We start from the raw sequence: 15,490 nt of genomic DNA on the forward strand, positions 1-15,490 counted from the left end.
CTTATTGGTCAACGGCCTTAATAAGTCCGAAAATACTTTAAAAAAATTTTAACCTGCTTATATCCCTATTATATGAAGCGCTTTCAAATGTAGACTATATGCGTCGGAAGAAGCATGCAGCTTCTATCCGCAGTGAATCTGATCAGATCTTCAGTACCCAGCTCCGGGTCGACTGTCCTGGCTGCTCCCTGGCTGCAATGACCTCACCTGAGAGATGAACACCGGCGAACTGGTATCCCTTAGGACCTTGATGGGAGACAAGGAGCGTATCCACCGTATCATCCCGCTCGATCTCGACCACCGTCGCCATATGAGACTCAAGCTCCCGGCCATAGCTGTCCCTGGCATTTCCAAGTCTCACCTCAAGCCGGGTCTGTTCATCAGGCCTTTCCGGATAGAACAGCGTCACGAACCGGGTTAACCCCTGACCGGATTGCTGGAGCACAGCTCTCACAGCAGGCGTCTTCTCGTTATAATTTCTCGACACCCAGGAAGATTCGAACCTTACCGTCGCAGGGATAACCGGGATAATCCGCAGGGAAGGTCCGGCACATGAGCCATGCTGCTCCGCTGAAGCAATGATCTCTCCCGGGTCCTTCAGTTCAGTGAGGGTCATTCCCTCAGCAAAATGCAGCGGAAGCTCATAGTTATGCACCCCATGCGAACGCAGAGTATCTATGACGACCCAGTAATCCGGCTTCATGAATATGATCTGCCTCTTGATCTGGACAGGCTGCTCGAGCCGCCAATAACCATCATGACCTGCTTCCGCATAATCAAATCCATGATTGGTCCGCCACACTCTGCCGAGCGGATTAGCTTCTGCATTCCAACGCCAGGAATCCACATATTCCGAGATCGTTCTGCCGTCCACCGAGATGGTGTTGTGCTGCAGGGACTCCATGAAATATCGCCGTTCCTCGTTCTCCATGTACGTATAACGTCCGGGATCAATCAGGAACTGCTGACCATAGGCAGATAAGCTGAAATGCAGCAGGTCGTCATGACCATGTGCCCGGATTACATCCATATGTCCCGCATCGAACAGCAGGTATCTGGCGTCTGCCGACCAGTCACTGCGCATGAACACATATCCGCTATCCTCAAGGTGAGTGGAGCAGAATGCGGGCTCTGCTGGTGCCAACTGGCCGTACCGATTATATCCATCACTGCCGAAGTACCAGATTCCCTCATAATCCAGATGCTCATAAGCCTGGCTCTTCAGATCACCACGCTCAAATAGACAAGCGCCACGGCTCAGGACATCTCTTACATCTGTACCGTCACTGTCTCCAAGCATGGGCTGGTGGCCATCGGGCTGAACAAAGGCAAGCGTAGCAGTGTACATGCTGTCCAAGGTCTGCCGCAGCAGATCAGGAAGCTTATACCCGTTAATTTCGCCAAGCCATAAGGATTCGAAGATGCAGTGCAGCACCTCGTGATGATACATCGTGCACTGCTCATTGTGCATGCCATCCCCGAATACTTGAACAGGAGCCATCTCTGCCAGCCGCCGGGCTGCTGTCTCAAGCCAATCGGGAGATTCCTCAAATTCCGGGAACAGCAAAGCCAATTGGAACAAACCATTGGTCTCCAGATATCCCCAGTTGCTTTGCCTATCATGCGAGGTATAGGCCCGGTTCAGATATATGCCATGAAGGCGGACCGCCTCCTTGAATAGGTTCTCCTCTTCCTCCGTCCACAGCGATGAGGTACGGACACAGAAGTAGCCTTTCAACCAATGCGTAATTCTTATTCCACTGTCCAGCTTCCGCCAGGTATCCTTTACGTTATAAGCATTGGCTGCACTCGCATCAAGCTCTTCCAGACTAAGCGGATTCTGCTTGATCCAATCCTTCATCAGACGGATATATGCCGCTGCATACCGGTCCTCATTCGTGAGCCAGTAAGCCTGACCAAGCTCACTCATGTATCTCGCCCGGTTCAACATGACCAGCCATTCCAAGTCATCATGGTGACGGTAATTCCAGTTGATCTGCCCCTCGAAGGTCACAGGCTCTGTACATCGTTCCATGTCCCACCTGTGAGTGAAGATGAATGTGTTGGCGCAGGCCAAGTCAGACCGGTGCAGCACTTCCTTGACTTCGTCAGGCCACTTGCTGTGACATGTGGACACTATGAAATCCTTATCTTCGGGTAACCAGTAGAATCGCGGGTTCGGTAACATGTTCTGAGTGTTCACTGGGTTCCACTACTCCTCTCCGATTGCTGCTGCGGGCGGCGGATTGCCAAACAATTGGTCCTTGATCCGACGGCCGGTCGGCGTGTCAGCAAGCCCGCCCATGGCAGTCTCCTTCAAGGTATTCGGCATCGCCTGACCGACCCGGTACATAGCCGCAATCACTTCGTCTGCGGGAATCACGCTCTTGACCCCGGCCAGCGCCAGATCAGCTGCCACCAGCGCATTCGCAGCCCCCATGGCATTGCGCATGACACAAGGCACCTCGACCAGTCCCGCGACGGGATCGCATACCAGCCCGAGTGTGTTCTTGAGCGCAATGGCCACAGCCTCAGCCGACTGCTCCGGTGTCCCCCCCGCAAGCTCAACTACCGCTCCGGCTGCCATTGCGGAAGCCGACCCGACCTCAGCCTGGCATCCCCCTGCCGCACCGGATATGAAGGACTGGTTCGCGATCACCATGCCAATTGCGCCTGAGGTGAATAGAAAGCGAACCATCTCTTCCCTGCTGACCCCGAGCTCAGGTGCCAGACCGAACAAACATCCGGGTATGACGCCGCAAGCGCCAGCCGTTGGCGTTGCAATAATCGTACCCATTGCCGCATTGACTTCGTTGGTTGCAATGGCGCGGCTGACCGCATTCAGCATTCTCCTGCCGGAGACCGTGCTTCCACCAGCCGCATAGGCGTGAAGCTTCTTGCCCTCCCCGCCGGTCAGGCCGCTGTGGGAGCGAATATCTTCGGTAAGTCCCCGTTCGACTGCCTGCTCCATGGTATCCAAATGCGCCTGCATTCTGTTAATTACCGCCTCGCGCGTACAGTCTGCAGCCATCATTTCTTCCAGAATCATGATCTCAGAGATCGGGACCTTTGCCTGGTTCGCAAGCTGGACCAGCTGTTCAATTGTCTTGAATTGCACGGCAGCTGCACTCCTTTCCGGAGGTCTATAGAGGAGCTATAATGCGTACTCCGTGTACATCGGGAATAGCTTCAACTTCACTTCCCATAATCTCATCCATAGGCTGATCGGTCTCGATCAGCAGCAGAGCTTCCTGTCCCTTCCCCTTGCGGGACATATGCATGCTTCCGATATTAATCTGGTGATCGGCCAGAACCTGCGCAATCGAGGCAATCATGCCGAAGTGATCCTCATGGAACACCAGCATGGTCCAGTAATCCCCGGTCAGATTCACTTCGAATCCGCCTGCTTCTTTAATCTCAATCTTGCCTCCACCAATCGAGACTCCTTTGATCTCCAGGCTTCCTTGGTCATCAGTCAAGGTAATTCTCGCCGTATTCGGATGTTCCTCTGGATCATCTGCGGTTACGATAAGGATATCAATATTCAGATCCTTCGCCATGAGGAGGGCATCCTTGATTCTTGGATCAAAAGTATCAAATTGCAGGATGCCGCCTGCCAGGGCCACATCGGTTCCATGCCCTCTGAATGTTTCTGCAAAGGAACCATACAGAACGAATTCCGCTCTGCGCGGTTCTCTTCCGAACAGCATCCGGGCCATCCGTCCAATTCGAGCTGCGCCCGCGGTGTGGGAGCTGGACGGGCCGATCATGGCCGGGCCGATAATGTCGAATACGGATCTGAACTTCATACGTTCAACCATTCCTCTAGATGTGCCTTCACAAAGGCATCATCGTTCAGATGAGGATACTGCCGGTACACCCGGTCGATCTCTTCCATCTGTCCTTCCGATAATTCCTCGTCAGGATTCAGACACCATCTGCCCTCAAGGAGTCCCTGCCGGCGAAGAACCTCATGAATGCCCGGAATACATCCATGGAATCCATGGGAAGGATCGAACAAAGCCGCATTGGTATCTGTAATCTGTGCCCCTCTCTGCAGGAGCTCGGCTGGAACTGCTGAGGCTCCTTGTTCCCGCAAGGCCATAATCTCACTGAACAGCTCAACCGCTGTCCGTGTCCATACAGCCCAGTGTCCGAGAAGTCCTCCGGCAATTCCTTTCTCGTAGCTCCTTCCCTCTTCCTCGAACCGGTAGGTTGTGAGCAGGTCGGCCACAATGTTGTCATCGTTGCCGGTATACAGCACAATCTCATCTTTTCGGCTGGACATGCAGACTGCCCTAACCACATCCAGAGTCTGATACCTGTTGAAGGGAGCCATCTTGATCGCTTTGACCCCGGGTATCTCCGCAAGCTCCTTCCAGAATGAATAACTGAGCGGCTTGCCGCCCACAGCCGGCTGCAGATAGAAGCCGAACACCGGAATAATGTCCGTAATGGCCTCTACCCGCTGCAGCAGCTGAGCCTCGGTCCAATCTCCCAGCCCGCCTGTGCTTACCAGCCCAAGGTCGTAATTGTATTTGACTGCGAGTTCTGCCTCCCGGAGTGCCTGATCAGTAGGTCCACATATCCCTGCCACCTTGATCAGCGGCCGGTCAAGCCGGGCGGCCTCCACCTCTTCAGCCGCCAGACGCAGAACGGGTTCAAGCAGACCTACATCCGGCTCACGAATCTCAAATTGTGTGCTGTGTACGGCAACGGCAATCCCCCCTGCTCCGGACGCCATATAATAACGCGTCAATGCCCGCTGCCTGCGCTCATCGAGCCTACGGTCCTGATTCAGTGCCAAGGGATGGGCCGGGATGACCGTTCCCTTCTGCAGCAGGCTATGGACTGAAGAACTTAGCTCCCTGGATTCCCCCATTTAGAAAGCACCTGTCCTTTCTTGGAAGTGTGTAGGCTTGCCTAGAGTCTCTCCACCCCTCTCCACCCATTCCAGTGTCCAATTGATCATTTCCCGGAGTGATACCCGGGGATAACCGAACAGCTGATGCGATTTGGAGGCATTGCTCAGCAGGGCTGTCTCCCGCTCTTCTCCCGTGAATACAGGCTGCTTGCCCAATCCTTCTCCAAATCTTTCGGCCAGCCACCTAATGGAAACGGTTTCAGGACCGGTTACGTTAAGCGTAACTGCGGGTGATTCACTAATTAGAAGTGACCGGATAGCCATCTCATTGGCATCTCCCTGCCAGATTACATTCACTTGACCCATTGAGAGATCGATAGGACGCCCTTCATTTACAGCGCTTGCTACTTCCAGCAGTATGCCATACCGCAGATCAATCGCGTAATTCAACCGGAAATTCACAACCGGCGTGCCGTTCTCCCGGGAGAAATATTCGAATACGCGCTCCCGGCCGAGACAGGACTGCGCATACTCCCCAACTGGGCCAACCGGGTGCTCTTCAGAAGCCCCGCCAAGGGACACGGGAGTCAGCGGATAAATATTTCCGGAGGAGAAAGATACAATGCGCGAATTGCGATACTTCTCAGCAACACGTCCTGGGAGGTACGCGTTCATGGCCCAGGTGAAGTACTCCCTTCCGGTTGTACCGAATTTGTGACCCGCCATATAAATGACATTTGGAACATCCGGGAGCGCACGCAGGGCCTGATCATTCAGCAGATCTGCACTGATCGTCTCGATGCCGGAATCTTCCAGTTCCTTCTGCAGTGTACCTGATGAGAACCGGGATACACCGATAATCTTCTTCTTCACACCGGCAGCCTCGGCTCCCCGTTTCGCTAATTTGGCCAGACTCGGGCCCATCTTCCCGCCTACGCCCAGAATCAGAATATCTCCATCCAATTGGGCAAGATCAGCGGCCAACGCAGCAGACGGCTCACTTAAGCACTTCTCTAATTCGGATACTGTTCGCACTACCCATCACCTCTTCTGATCATAAAGTCGCCTGCATTGGTCTTTCTATCCTCATACTAGGACCCTCCATATTAAAAGACAATGACTTTAAGTAGTCCCTTATTCTTACAAGTACCAGTCTCATCCTACCGTCTAACTTACCGATAATAGGCGCTCTGCTTCGGCCTATAGAATGCTGTACAGCTGGTGTCTGATTTTGACCCCATTTATAGATTTATTTGTCATGCGCAGGTATTTCACTTAGCTATCCCGGTTCTCTCTACCCTCTACTAAGGTGCTTACGGACTAACAAGTCTTTTGAATATGGAACCTCGCCCCTAACTGTTCTATGAGACTTATGAATGAACATTCCTTCTAATTGGTAACTAAATGGTACTTTTGTAGCCCCTCCCTAGGTTGATATGTCTTTATCCTCTTTCTTTCGACTACATCTCTGAAAAGCCGCCTCCGCCCGATTGAGGTGCTGCCTCTCAAAAACATAGTAAAACAGTAGGATATGTTTTCTTCCAAAAATATGTAAAATCTTAGTATCTTCAATCTATCATTTTAAGACTAGTAAGCGGAACCCAAATTGAGAAGGAGGAAACCATTTGAAGTCTATTTCACGTCAGCAATGGCTGGTCGGAGTTCTTAGTGTATCTCTCATTTTAGCCGCAGCTTCCCCAGGAGCCGCATTCGCCGCTTCTCCAGCAGATGCACAGGCTGCATCGAAGCTAAAGGTCCAGTCAAGATTGAATCCAGATCTTAATGTTCTCCGCAGCGGGGAGCCAGCCCCTAGTGCAGTACCTTTCCTGAAATCCTCTCCCCCCTCAAGCACACCGCGCAGCTTCGTACCAGAGAGTGACAGCAGTAGCCTGACCACCGTGATCATCCAGCTGCAGAACGAGCCTATTAAAGTGTTCGAGAAGCAGGCTGGCGGGAGTCTTGCAGATCATACAAGTAAAGTCCGTGTTGAGCACACAAACTTTAAGTCAGCCGCCCAAGCGCTCCGCGGTCTGACATTGAAGAGGGAATATACCAAAGCCTTCAACGGGTACTCCGCCCAGCTTCCCGCCAATCAGATTGCCGGCCTGCTCAAGCTGCCAGGCGTGAAGGCTGTATACCCTAACTTGACCTATCACGCGCTGCCAATTGAACCCAAGGGTGAGGTCGGTCCGCAGCAGGACAACGGAGTCCCTCACATTGGAGCACCCAAATGGTGGGATGCAGGCTACAAGGGCAAAGGTGTAAAGGTAGCAGTCATTGATACAGGTGTAGACTATAACCACCCAAGCCTCAAGGGGGCCTACAAGGGCGGATTTGATTTCGTCGATAACGATAAGGACCCGTTCGAGACAAAGCCTGATCCTTCCAAACCTCCTGTTGACGGCAAGCCTTACGAGACCTCGCATGGCACACATGTATCCGGAACGATTGTGGGACGCGGCAATCCAGCTGATGCCCAGGGCAAGGAAGGCTGGGCCCGTGGGGTTGCGCCTGAAGCCGATCTATATGTGTACAGGGTTCTTGGCCCGCATGGCAACGGAACAACCGAGAATGTTATTGCCGGTATTGAGGAAGCTGTTGCCGATGGCGTGGATGTGATCAACCTGTCTCTGGGATCCGACTTTAACAATCAATACACCGCAGACACTGTAGCCGTTGACAATGCGGTGAAGGCTGGAGTTGAAGTGGCGGTGTCTGCCGGCAATGATGGCCCGGGAGATGAGACAATAGGCAGTCCGGGCGGTTCCCAGCTCGCGATCTCCGTGGGAGCATCCACTCCTCCGGGTGATACACCCGTGTTCACATCGGCAGAGCTCGGTGATTTATATGCTTACTTAAGCACCTATTCACCAGAGCTTAAGGATACAAAGGATGGATGGGCAGTAGCTGACGCGGGTCTTGGCAAGCCGGAAGACTTCGCCAAGGTGGATGTGACAGGCAGAATCGCCCTTGTCTCCCGCGGAGAGATATCATTCCATGACAAAGCTGTAAATGCCAAAGCTGCAGGGGCCGCAGGGGTTATCATTTACAATAATGCACCAGGCGAAATTCAAGCCACCCTTGGCAGTGAGGGCGATTATGTACCGACGTATACCATCACCAGGGAAGATGGACTTCAGCTGAAGGAGAAGGCTGCCGCATCCGATTACAGAATTCATATCGGCTCGGTGCACGAGCAGGATCTGCTGGCGGACTTCAGCTCCCGCGGTCCCGCTCTTCCCGACTATTCCATCAAGCCGGATATCACAGCACCCGGGGTTGCGATTACCTCTTCCGTACCATCCTGGACTGGTGATTACAGCAGCGCTTATGAATCCCAGCAAGGGACAAGCATGGCGTCTCCTCATGTTGCCGGGGCAGCGGCACTTCTCATTGAACGTTCCAAGGCAGAACGCAAAGAGAATCATCTGAACCCGGAGCAGATCAAAGCTCTGCTTACCAATAATGCGGTTGAAATTCATGACCGGTCAGGCACACCTTACCCGGTTCATCTTCAAGGCGCGGGCCGGATTGATCTTGGCAATGTCCTGACGGCGGAAGCAATTGCTTCGGTTACAGAGAAGCTCCCTATCCAGCTTCAGGGATCAAGCAGCAGCGAGTATCAGGCGGGCAGCCTCTCATTTGGCCTGCAGAAAGCCGGTGCAACGGTAACGAAGGAGATTACGCTGAACAACATTGCGGATACCGCGCAGACTTATGATGTCAAGGTGATCTGGAGCGCGGAAGGCAAGAAGTCCCCTTCTCTCGTCTCCACGAGTCAGCAGGTTACTCTGCAGCCCGGACAGAAGCAGACTGCCTTTACTGTGAAGCTCACCGTACCTAAGGGAGCATCCGAAGGCACATTTGAGGGACAGGTTCTACTGGTCAAGCAAGGGGATGGACACACACTCCGTTTGCCGGCAAGCGTATATGTTGGGGAAGGCTTTAGCAAGGGTGAGATTGAGAATATAGCGATCTCTAATGATATTTTCTCCCCGAACAAAGATTATCTGGCGGATACGACTGACATTTCGTTCAATGTTAACTATCCAGTCAAGGATTTCGATCTGGTAGTGAGCAGTGATACCGAAGGAGATCAGGGAACGCTGTACAACGGACTTAGCCATGCTCCTGTCCATAACCCGGACACTTACACCATTACGGACTGGGATGCTACCGTATCCAATCAAGGTCAAGATAAGTTGTTAAAAGATGGACTGTACTGGCTGACTCCAGTCATCCATGATACGAAGTCACGTCTTGACTCAGAGCGGGCGCCATTCGTGGTTGACCGCGAAGCCCCAAAAGCCGAGATCGATCAGTCTGGGCTTGTCATCAAAGAGGGAGACGGAACAAAAGGGACGATATCCGGGCGGATTCTGAAGGATACTCTCCTCGAAGTGCTTCCAGATATTCAATATTCCGATGTAATCGGGGTTGCTGTATTGACTACAGACGCTAACGGGGTCTATACACAGGCCGATGGGGTAATTGACGACAAGGGGCATTTCTCTGTAGAGGTACCTGTCTATCCGGAAGTGGACAACAGTTATGAGGTCTATGTATATGATGCGGCCTCTAATGGTCTGCTCACTCCGCTTGCCGTCCTGAAGAAAGGTCAGGAGCAGCAGGCCAAGATCTATGCCGATCCTCAGACCCAGGAAGCCAAGGCTGGCGCAGAATTCCAGGTTGGAGTCAAATTCGCCACATCCGTCAAGGCCGACTCCACATCCTTCAGCCTGCGTTATCCAACGAACCTGAAGCTGAATGCCGTGAAGCTGGACCCTGCGGTTATTCCAAATCTCCAGGATGTGATTATTACACAGGACATCGTCGATGCGCCTAATGGGGACAAGCAGCTGAACTATTCCGTAACCTTGAAGAACGGCACCTTCACAGGATCAGGCCAGCTTGCCAATGTGAGCTTCCAGTCCGCTGTTGCGGGCAATTATGCACTTACACTCACATCCGCGGGTGTCAAAGCGGGCTCTGTACAAGTACCTGTAACCGGACTCAATACCGTACAGGTTGTAATCAAAGCTGGAGGAACAGATCCCGGAACGCCTGAACCTGGCGTGTTCACGCTGGATTCTGAAGATTATTCCCTGCTCGTAGGGGAACAGTTCGAGACCGTGGCTTGGTTCACCGATCAGAAGGGAAAAGTTATAAATGTCTCTTCCGAAGCCGTCTACACCTCCAAGAATCCTAAGGTGGTAACGGTGGATAAGGACGGTATCCTTACTGGTGTCAGCAAGGGGGTTACCGAAATTACGGCCACCTATAAGGGGCATACGGTTAAAGCCGCGGTGCTGGTCGTTGTACCTTATGTGAAGCCGGACGGTACCATTGTGGTCCCTTCTGTGGATAGTGCCCGTTAAGGAGCATGCTGAAGCAGACACTCACAGCGAGCTGATTCAGTGCAGCCAGGAGCAGAACGGCCTCAGCCGTAACTAGAAACTCAATCATTTATCCTATTGTGAATAAGGGGCTGCCCAGCAAAGTCTATGCGACTTGACCTGCTGAGCAGCCCCCTTCTATTTAAGTACCAACGATAAGTTATATGTAACGAAGCCGTCACTGACACTAGATGACATCCGAGTACAGTCTGTGGCTCGTCTGTTCTCTGTGCTGCTGATTACGCAGCTTCTGTCTTGCTCTGTACAGCAGGATTTTGAAGCGGGACAATCCAATTCCCATCATGTCTGCGGATTCCTGATACGAGAATCCCTTGAAGTCATATAAAAGCACCGTTTGCCTCTGAATCTCGGTCAAGGTATCCAGCATCTCGGAGACCGCTTCCTGCTTCTCCTTGGCGATGAGGATGGACTCGGGGGTACCCGTCTCCGGAAGCTCGTTGAAATACTCCGTGTCGTAATATTGCACCCTTTTTTCTTTGCGCATCTTATCAATGAATACACGGTAAGCCACCCTTAACAGCCAAGGCCTAACCCGGTCCTTGTGTTCCGGCTTCAAATGCACAAGAGCGCGTGAGAAGGTCTCCTGCATCAGGTCCTCTGCCAGATGATGATTCTTCCCTAAGTACAGCAGATACCGATAGATGTCCTTTTTGTAATCTCTATATATTTTCTCTATTTGAATACGGTCCATTAGTTTCTCCCCTTTGATTCATAATTCCGGAACAGCATAGTGGCTTGTGCCTGAATCCATGCAAACACAGCAGCTGGTTACGTCTACAGCTTGAATCCATAATCAAGCAGCTTGCTTGAATCCTTCCACACACCCTCTGCGGTGGAATGAAGCACCACACTGATCAGATTCCGTCCATTTCGGCTTGCCGAAGCCACCAGACAGTATCCTGCCTCATCTGTAAAGCCTGTCTTAATTCCGTCCGCGCCCTGAAAGTAATATTCCCCGCCAGTTTGGATCAGCTTATTACGATTGGAGAAGGAAATATTGGACAGCTCGGCTTTGTGTTTCTGTTCCGCAACGAGAGTTCGAAAGTCCTCATTTTCCATCGCAGCCCGCGCAATGACAGCCATATCCCTTGCCGTAGAGTAATGATTCACGTCATGCAGGCCGTGTGGATTAACAAAGTGAGAAACCTCAGCTCCGAGCTCCTTCGCCCGGGCGTTCATCAGGCCGGCAAAATAAGCTTCGGACTCCTCAGGAGACATGCTGTGTCCTGAGTCCAGCCTTGCGATATACCGGGCCGCGGTTCGGGCCGCGTCATTTCCCGAAGGAAGCAGCATAGCCGCAGCGAGGTCTCTCAGCCTAAGCTCCTGCCCCTGCCTGAGTCCGGCAGAGCTCTCTCCCGTTGTTCGCAGCTGAACCTCGGATCCGACGGTGATCAGGTCTTCCGGGTTCCCTTTCTCCAACATTAGAAGAGCAGTCAGAATTTTGGTTGTGCTCGCCGGATATAGACGTGCGGTATCATTAATGGAGAACAGGATGTCCCCCGAATCTTCGTCCATTAGCAAGATTCCTTCCCCCTTAAGACCAGGCAGGGAACGATGATTCATATCCCTCCATTGCTGCTTAACTACATGAATAAGGGCACTGGTGTGCCGCTTTCCATTCCCGGAGCCTATTTCAATTAACAGCAGTACAATGATCAGGAGCCCTGCTATAAAAATCACTTTCCGTTTAATCACCACATAACTCCCCTCTGCCCCTCTGTCCATGTATCCATTATCCCGGTTATAACTTTCATTACGCCTAAGAAAATATTAAGATTATATTAAGAAATTATCTCCGGATTGATAGATTGTGGAGATAGAGTACGCCATTATACAGCTGAACCAAAAAGGCATGTCTCTCTAATCACATAGAGACATGCCTTTTATCAACTATACATTTTGGGCAATCCGCACGGTAAATACCGTCCGTTCTTCATCACTGGCAGCCCGAATCGAGCCTTGGTGCAGGTCCACAATATGCTTGGCAATTGCAAGCCCGATCCCTGAACCGCCAGTATTCTTATCTCTGGATTTCTCCACCCGGTAGAATCGTTCGAACAAGCGAGGAATATCCGAGTCGGGAATGGGCTCGCCATAGTTAATCACATCAATAACCGCTTCCTGACCTTCTATTCTACCCCGAATATCAAGGTATCTGCCCTCATTGCCATAACGGATCGCATTGGAGATCAGATTCTCATATACCCGTCTTAGCTTGTCGCCGTCCGCGATCACGATCATCTGGTTCTGCTCGAAGAACAGCCGGGACTCCATTCCGCTCTCACCGAGCTGCCACTGGAACTGTGCTGTGATCTGATGCAGCATCTCCACCAGATTAATTCTCGACTTATTCAGCGTCATCTCCCGATTGCGCAGACGCGTATACTCGAACAGATCCTCAAGGAGCTGCTTGAGCCTTAATGATTCCTCGTAAGCCATGTTGTTATAGTATCTGAGCTCAACTTCATCCCGGTATCGGTCCTGATCAATAAGACCAAGGTACCCGGTAATTGTTGTTAGCGGTGTCCTAAGATCGTGGGATACATTTGTAATGAGCTCATTCTTGGTCTGTTCCGCCCGCCGCTCTTCCTCCAGCGAGATTCTCAGTCTCTCCATCATCCGGTTAATGTCGGCGGCCAGCTGTCCAAGCTTCCCTACCGAACGCACAGTAACTTTCCGGTCAAGCTGCCCCTCCTCCAGGTTATGCACCTCTTCAATAAGCAGGGCCAGATAATTCTGCTCTTGCTTCCTGCTCTCTCTGCGGTATACGTACACCCCGGTTAATACGATCACTGGAATGGCGGCAACGTAATAGATCTCGGGATTGCCAATATTATAGTAGAAGAACTTGACAATACGGATGATGTTCCAGTTACCGTAGTTGTAATAGAGGTAGTTAATTAGCATGTAGAGCAAGGAACATAGAATGACAGAGACCACCACGGTCCAGAAGAACCATTTGAAGAATCTTAAGCTAGATCTCAATTTTGTAGCCAACCCCCCATACGGTGCGAATCAGCTTCTCGCCGCGCATTTCCTTCTCCAGCTTGTCCCGCAGACGGCTGATATGTACCGTAACGGAGTTGTTGTTCTCAAAGTATTTATCCTTCCAGATCAGTTCAAAGATATCCTCCGAGCTGAATACGCGCCCCGGCTGGCTGGCCAGCAGGAAAAGGATGCTGAATTCAATCGGGGTGAGCTTAACCGGACGATCATCCACCCTGACCGAGTGGGTCTCCTTATCAATCTGGAGGGAGCCTAGTTCAATCAGATGGTCTCTGGCCGTCAGCGCCGGCTGTGCACTGTAGAAGGCCCTTCTTAGCAAGGATTTCACCCGGGCCACCAGCTCCAGCGGATTGAATGGCTTCACCATATAATCGTCCGCACCGGTCATAAGACCCGTTATTTTATCCATATCGCCATCCTTGGCGCTCAGCATCAGAATCGGGGTCATGTTCGTCTCCCTGATCTTGAGGCACACCGTAATCCCGTCCATACCCGGCATCATAATATCCAGAACAACCAGATGGATTACTTCATTCTGCATAATCTCCAGTGCCCTGAAGCCATTCTCGGCTTTGAACACGACATAGCCTTCATTTAGAAGATAGATCTCGATGAGCTTCGCAATCTTGTCATCATCATCCACGATCAGTATGTGTTTTTCCATACTCTACATCCTTTATCATTAATTTGTGCTTGAATCATCATATCATGCTTCCGAATCTTGTTCTCAAACAAAAGGTTAAGAAAGAGTTAAGAAGTTCTTAATATTTTAGAGACATAGACATTTGGTTAATACGTTACAATGAGGACAGTCAGGGGGACAGAAGCCATGATTTTATTCATTCATCGCAAAGACTTACGCACTCACGATCTAGCCGCCTTCGAGTATATGGCCCGCAGCTCCCAAATGAACCTGCATATATTTATTGCCGATCCCGCCCTGCTTACCCCGGTGCGCAGAAATGAGCATAGCGGCGTTCATTTTCTAAGTCAGCTTAGGAGACTCCAGGAGTTATATATACGAGCAGGCCGAAAGCTTCACATTTTACATGGTGATCCCGCAAGGGTCGTTGATGCCATCCTGGAACAATATCCGGTTCGCGAAATGGTGATAGGACAAGATTACACGCCTTATGCGCTCGCGCGGGATAATAAGCTAGAGCAGGCAGCCGACCGGCATGGAGTCTTGGTTACCTCGCTTCCAGACCAGACCTTGATTGATCTGGAGGATTTCCATGCTTTTGCCGGACGCAAGGAGCCTTACAAAGTATTTACGCCTTTCTATCGCAAATGGAAGGAATATGCGGAGCTGTTCTTTCGACCTCCCGGGACTACTTCGGTATCTGACCTGCGTACGGCAGATCTGGAACCCGAGTTCCTGGATCGCTTCCGGCTTCCATTTCAACTGGAGGACTATCTTTCAGGAGAAGAGCCGGGTCTTCGGCTTGCAGATTTCATTATGGACGATCTGAGTGATTACGAGCAGGAGAGAGATCGTTATGAAGCTGAAGGGACAAGCCGAATCAGCGGGGCACTGAATACCGGGTCGCTGTCGATACGGACAGTCTACCAGCAAGTGATGGGCATTCCGGATGGGGAATCCTGGCGCAGACAGCTCGCTTGGCGGGATTTCTATCTCTATCAATCAGTCTATGACCCGGACTTCTATCACTATGAACAGCGCTATGATCTGTCACTGCTGGACGATAAGCTGTTCACGGCATGGTCCCAGGCCGAGACCGGAATTCCGGTTATCGATGCGGCCATGACGCAGCTGAACAAGACGGGGCAGCTGCCGAACCGGCTGCGTATGGTTACAGCCATGTTCCTGACCAAGAATCTGCTGTGCCCCTTTCCTCTTGGAGAAGCCTACTTCCGGCTGAAGCTGTCTGACTACGATAACGCGCCGAACCGGGGTGGATGGCTGTGGAGCTCTTCCCTCGGCTTCGACGCAGCCCCTTACTTCAGAATTATGAACCCGGTGAACCAGTCGGAGAAGTTCGATCCTCTGGGCGGCTACATCCGCAGGTGGCTGCCGCAGCTTGCGGATGCTGGGGGACGGGAGATCCACCGTCCGCTGCCCCATGCGATTGTGGACCTGAAAGCTTCCCGGGAACGGGCGATTCAGGTGTACAAGGAGATATTGAGGAGCCGGGTGGCGGGTGAATCTGAGTAGTTCTGCATTCTAAGAGTCACAATTAGG

At 51.8% G+C, this 15,490-nt stretch carries 11 protein-coding genes; 2 read left to right on the forward strand and 9 right to left on the reverse strand.

The window, feature by feature from the left end; genetic code table 11:
* Window positions 1-142: 142 nt before the first annotated feature.
* The 5 genes from LDO05_RS11330 to LDO05_RS11350 are packed head-to-tail and all read right to left on the reverse strand — an operon-like array spanning window position 143 to window position 5,899.
* On the reverse strand, window positions 143-2,203 hold the full coding sequence (locus tag LDO05_RS11330) for an alginate lyase family protein (protein ID WP_251375509.1): 2,061 nt from the start codon (window positions 2,201-2,203) through the stop codon (window positions 143-145).
* Between the two features lie 9 nt (window positions 2,204-2,212).
* Window positions 2,213-3,118 (reverse strand): L-serine ammonia-lyase, iron-sulfur-dependent, subunit alpha, encoded by a 906-nt coding sequence (sdaAA, locus tag LDO05_RS11335; protein WP_251375510.1) that lies wholly within the window; start codon window positions 3,116-3,118, stop codon window positions 2,213-2,215.
* A gap of 25 nt (window positions 3,119-3,143) precedes the next feature.
* A complete protein-coding gene (sdaAB, locus tag LDO05_RS11340) occupies window positions 3,144-3,809 on the reverse strand; it encodes an L-serine ammonia-lyase, iron-sulfur-dependent subunit beta (RefSeq protein WP_251375511.1) in 666 nt (221 codons plus the stop codon).
* On the reverse strand, window positions 3,806-4,882 hold the full coding sequence (locus tag LDO05_RS11345) for a dihydrodipicolinate synthase family protein (RefSeq protein ID WP_251375512.1): 1,077 nt from the start codon (window positions 4,880-4,882) through the stop codon (window positions 3,806-3,808). Before LDO05_RS11345 ends, sdaAB begins: the two co-directional genes overlap by 4 nt.
* Window positions 4,883-5,899, reverse strand: coding sequence for an NAD-dependent epimerase/dehydratase family protein (locus LDO05_RS11350; protein WP_251375513.1), 1,017 nt, complete (start codon window positions 5,897-5,899; stop codon window positions 4,883-4,885).
* Between the two features lie 590 nt (window positions 5,900-6,489).
* Between LDO05_RS11350 and LDO05_RS18845 the strand changes: the two genes are divergently transcribed.
* Window positions 6,490-10,242 (forward strand): S8 family serine peptidase, encoded by a 3,753-nt coding sequence (locus LDO05_RS18845; protein WP_276575508.1) that lies wholly within the window; start codon window positions 6,490-6,492, stop codon window positions 10,240-10,242.
* 205 nt (window positions 10,243-10,447) lie between these two features.
* Here LDO05_RS18845 and LDO05_RS11370 read toward each other — a convergent pair whose 3' ends face one another.
* The 4 genes from LDO05_RS11370 to LDO05_RS11385 form a co-directional block, all read right to left on the reverse strand.
* A complete protein-coding gene (locus LDO05_RS11370; protein WP_251375514.1) occupies window positions 10,448-10,972 on the reverse strand; it encodes a sigma-70 family RNA polymerase sigma factor in 525 nt (174 codons plus the stop codon).
* An 83-nt stretch (window positions 10,973-11,055) separates the two neighbouring features.
* Entirely contained in the window at window positions 11,056-11,976 is a 921-nt protein-coding gene (locus tag LDO05_RS11375; protein WP_251375515.1) for a D-alanyl-D-alanine carboxypeptidase family protein, read from the reverse strand.
* A gap of 195 nt (window positions 11,977-12,171) precedes the next feature.
* On the reverse strand, window positions 12,172-13,266 hold the full coding sequence (locus LDO05_RS11380; RefSeq protein ID WP_251375516.1) for a sensor histidine kinase: 1,095 nt from the start codon (window positions 13,264-13,266) through the stop codon (window positions 12,172-12,174).
* Entirely contained in the window at window positions 13,256-13,951 is a 696-nt protein-coding gene (locus tag LDO05_RS11385) for a response regulator transcription factor (protein ID WP_251375517.1), read from the reverse strand. Before LDO05_RS11385 ends, LDO05_RS11380 begins: the two co-directional genes overlap by 11 nt.
* Window positions 13,952-14,116: 165 nt before the next feature.
* Between LDO05_RS11385 and LDO05_RS11390 the strand changes: the two genes are divergently transcribed.
* The gene (locus tag LDO05_RS11390) at window positions 14,117-15,463 is read left to right on the forward strand and encodes a cryptochrome/photolyase family protein (RefSeq protein ID WP_251375518.1); all 1,347 of its coding nucleotides are present in this window, start codon (window positions 14,117-14,119) and stop codon (window positions 15,461-15,463) included.
* Window positions 15,464-15,490: the final 27 nt, after the last annotated feature.

The organism is Paenibacillus sp. YPG26, from assembly GCF_023704175.1.
Taxonomy (GTDB): domain Bacteria; phylum Bacillota; class Bacilli; order Paenibacillales; family Paenibacillaceae; genus Fontibacillus.

Coding starts and splice junctions, on each gene's coding strand:
- LDO05_RS11385 (WP_251375517.1), bottom strand. CDS start 13,951: ATGGAAAAACACATACTGATCGTGGATGATGATGACAAGATTGCGAAG.
- LDO05_RS11370 (WP_251375514.1), bottom strand. CDS start 10,972: ATGGACCGTATTCAAATAGAGAAAATATATAGAGATTACAAAAAGGAC.
- LDO05_RS11345 (WP_251375512.1), bottom strand. CDS start 4,882: ATGGGGGAATCCAGGGAGCTAAGTTCTTCAGTCCATAGCCTGCTGCAG.
- sdaAB (WP_251375511.1), bottom strand. CDS start 3,809: ATGAAGTTCAGATCCGTATTCGACATTATCGGCCCGGCCATGATCGGC.
- LDO05_RS11390 (WP_251375518.1), top strand. CDS start 14,117: ATGATTTTATTCATTCATCGCAAAGACTTACGCACTCACGATCTAGCC.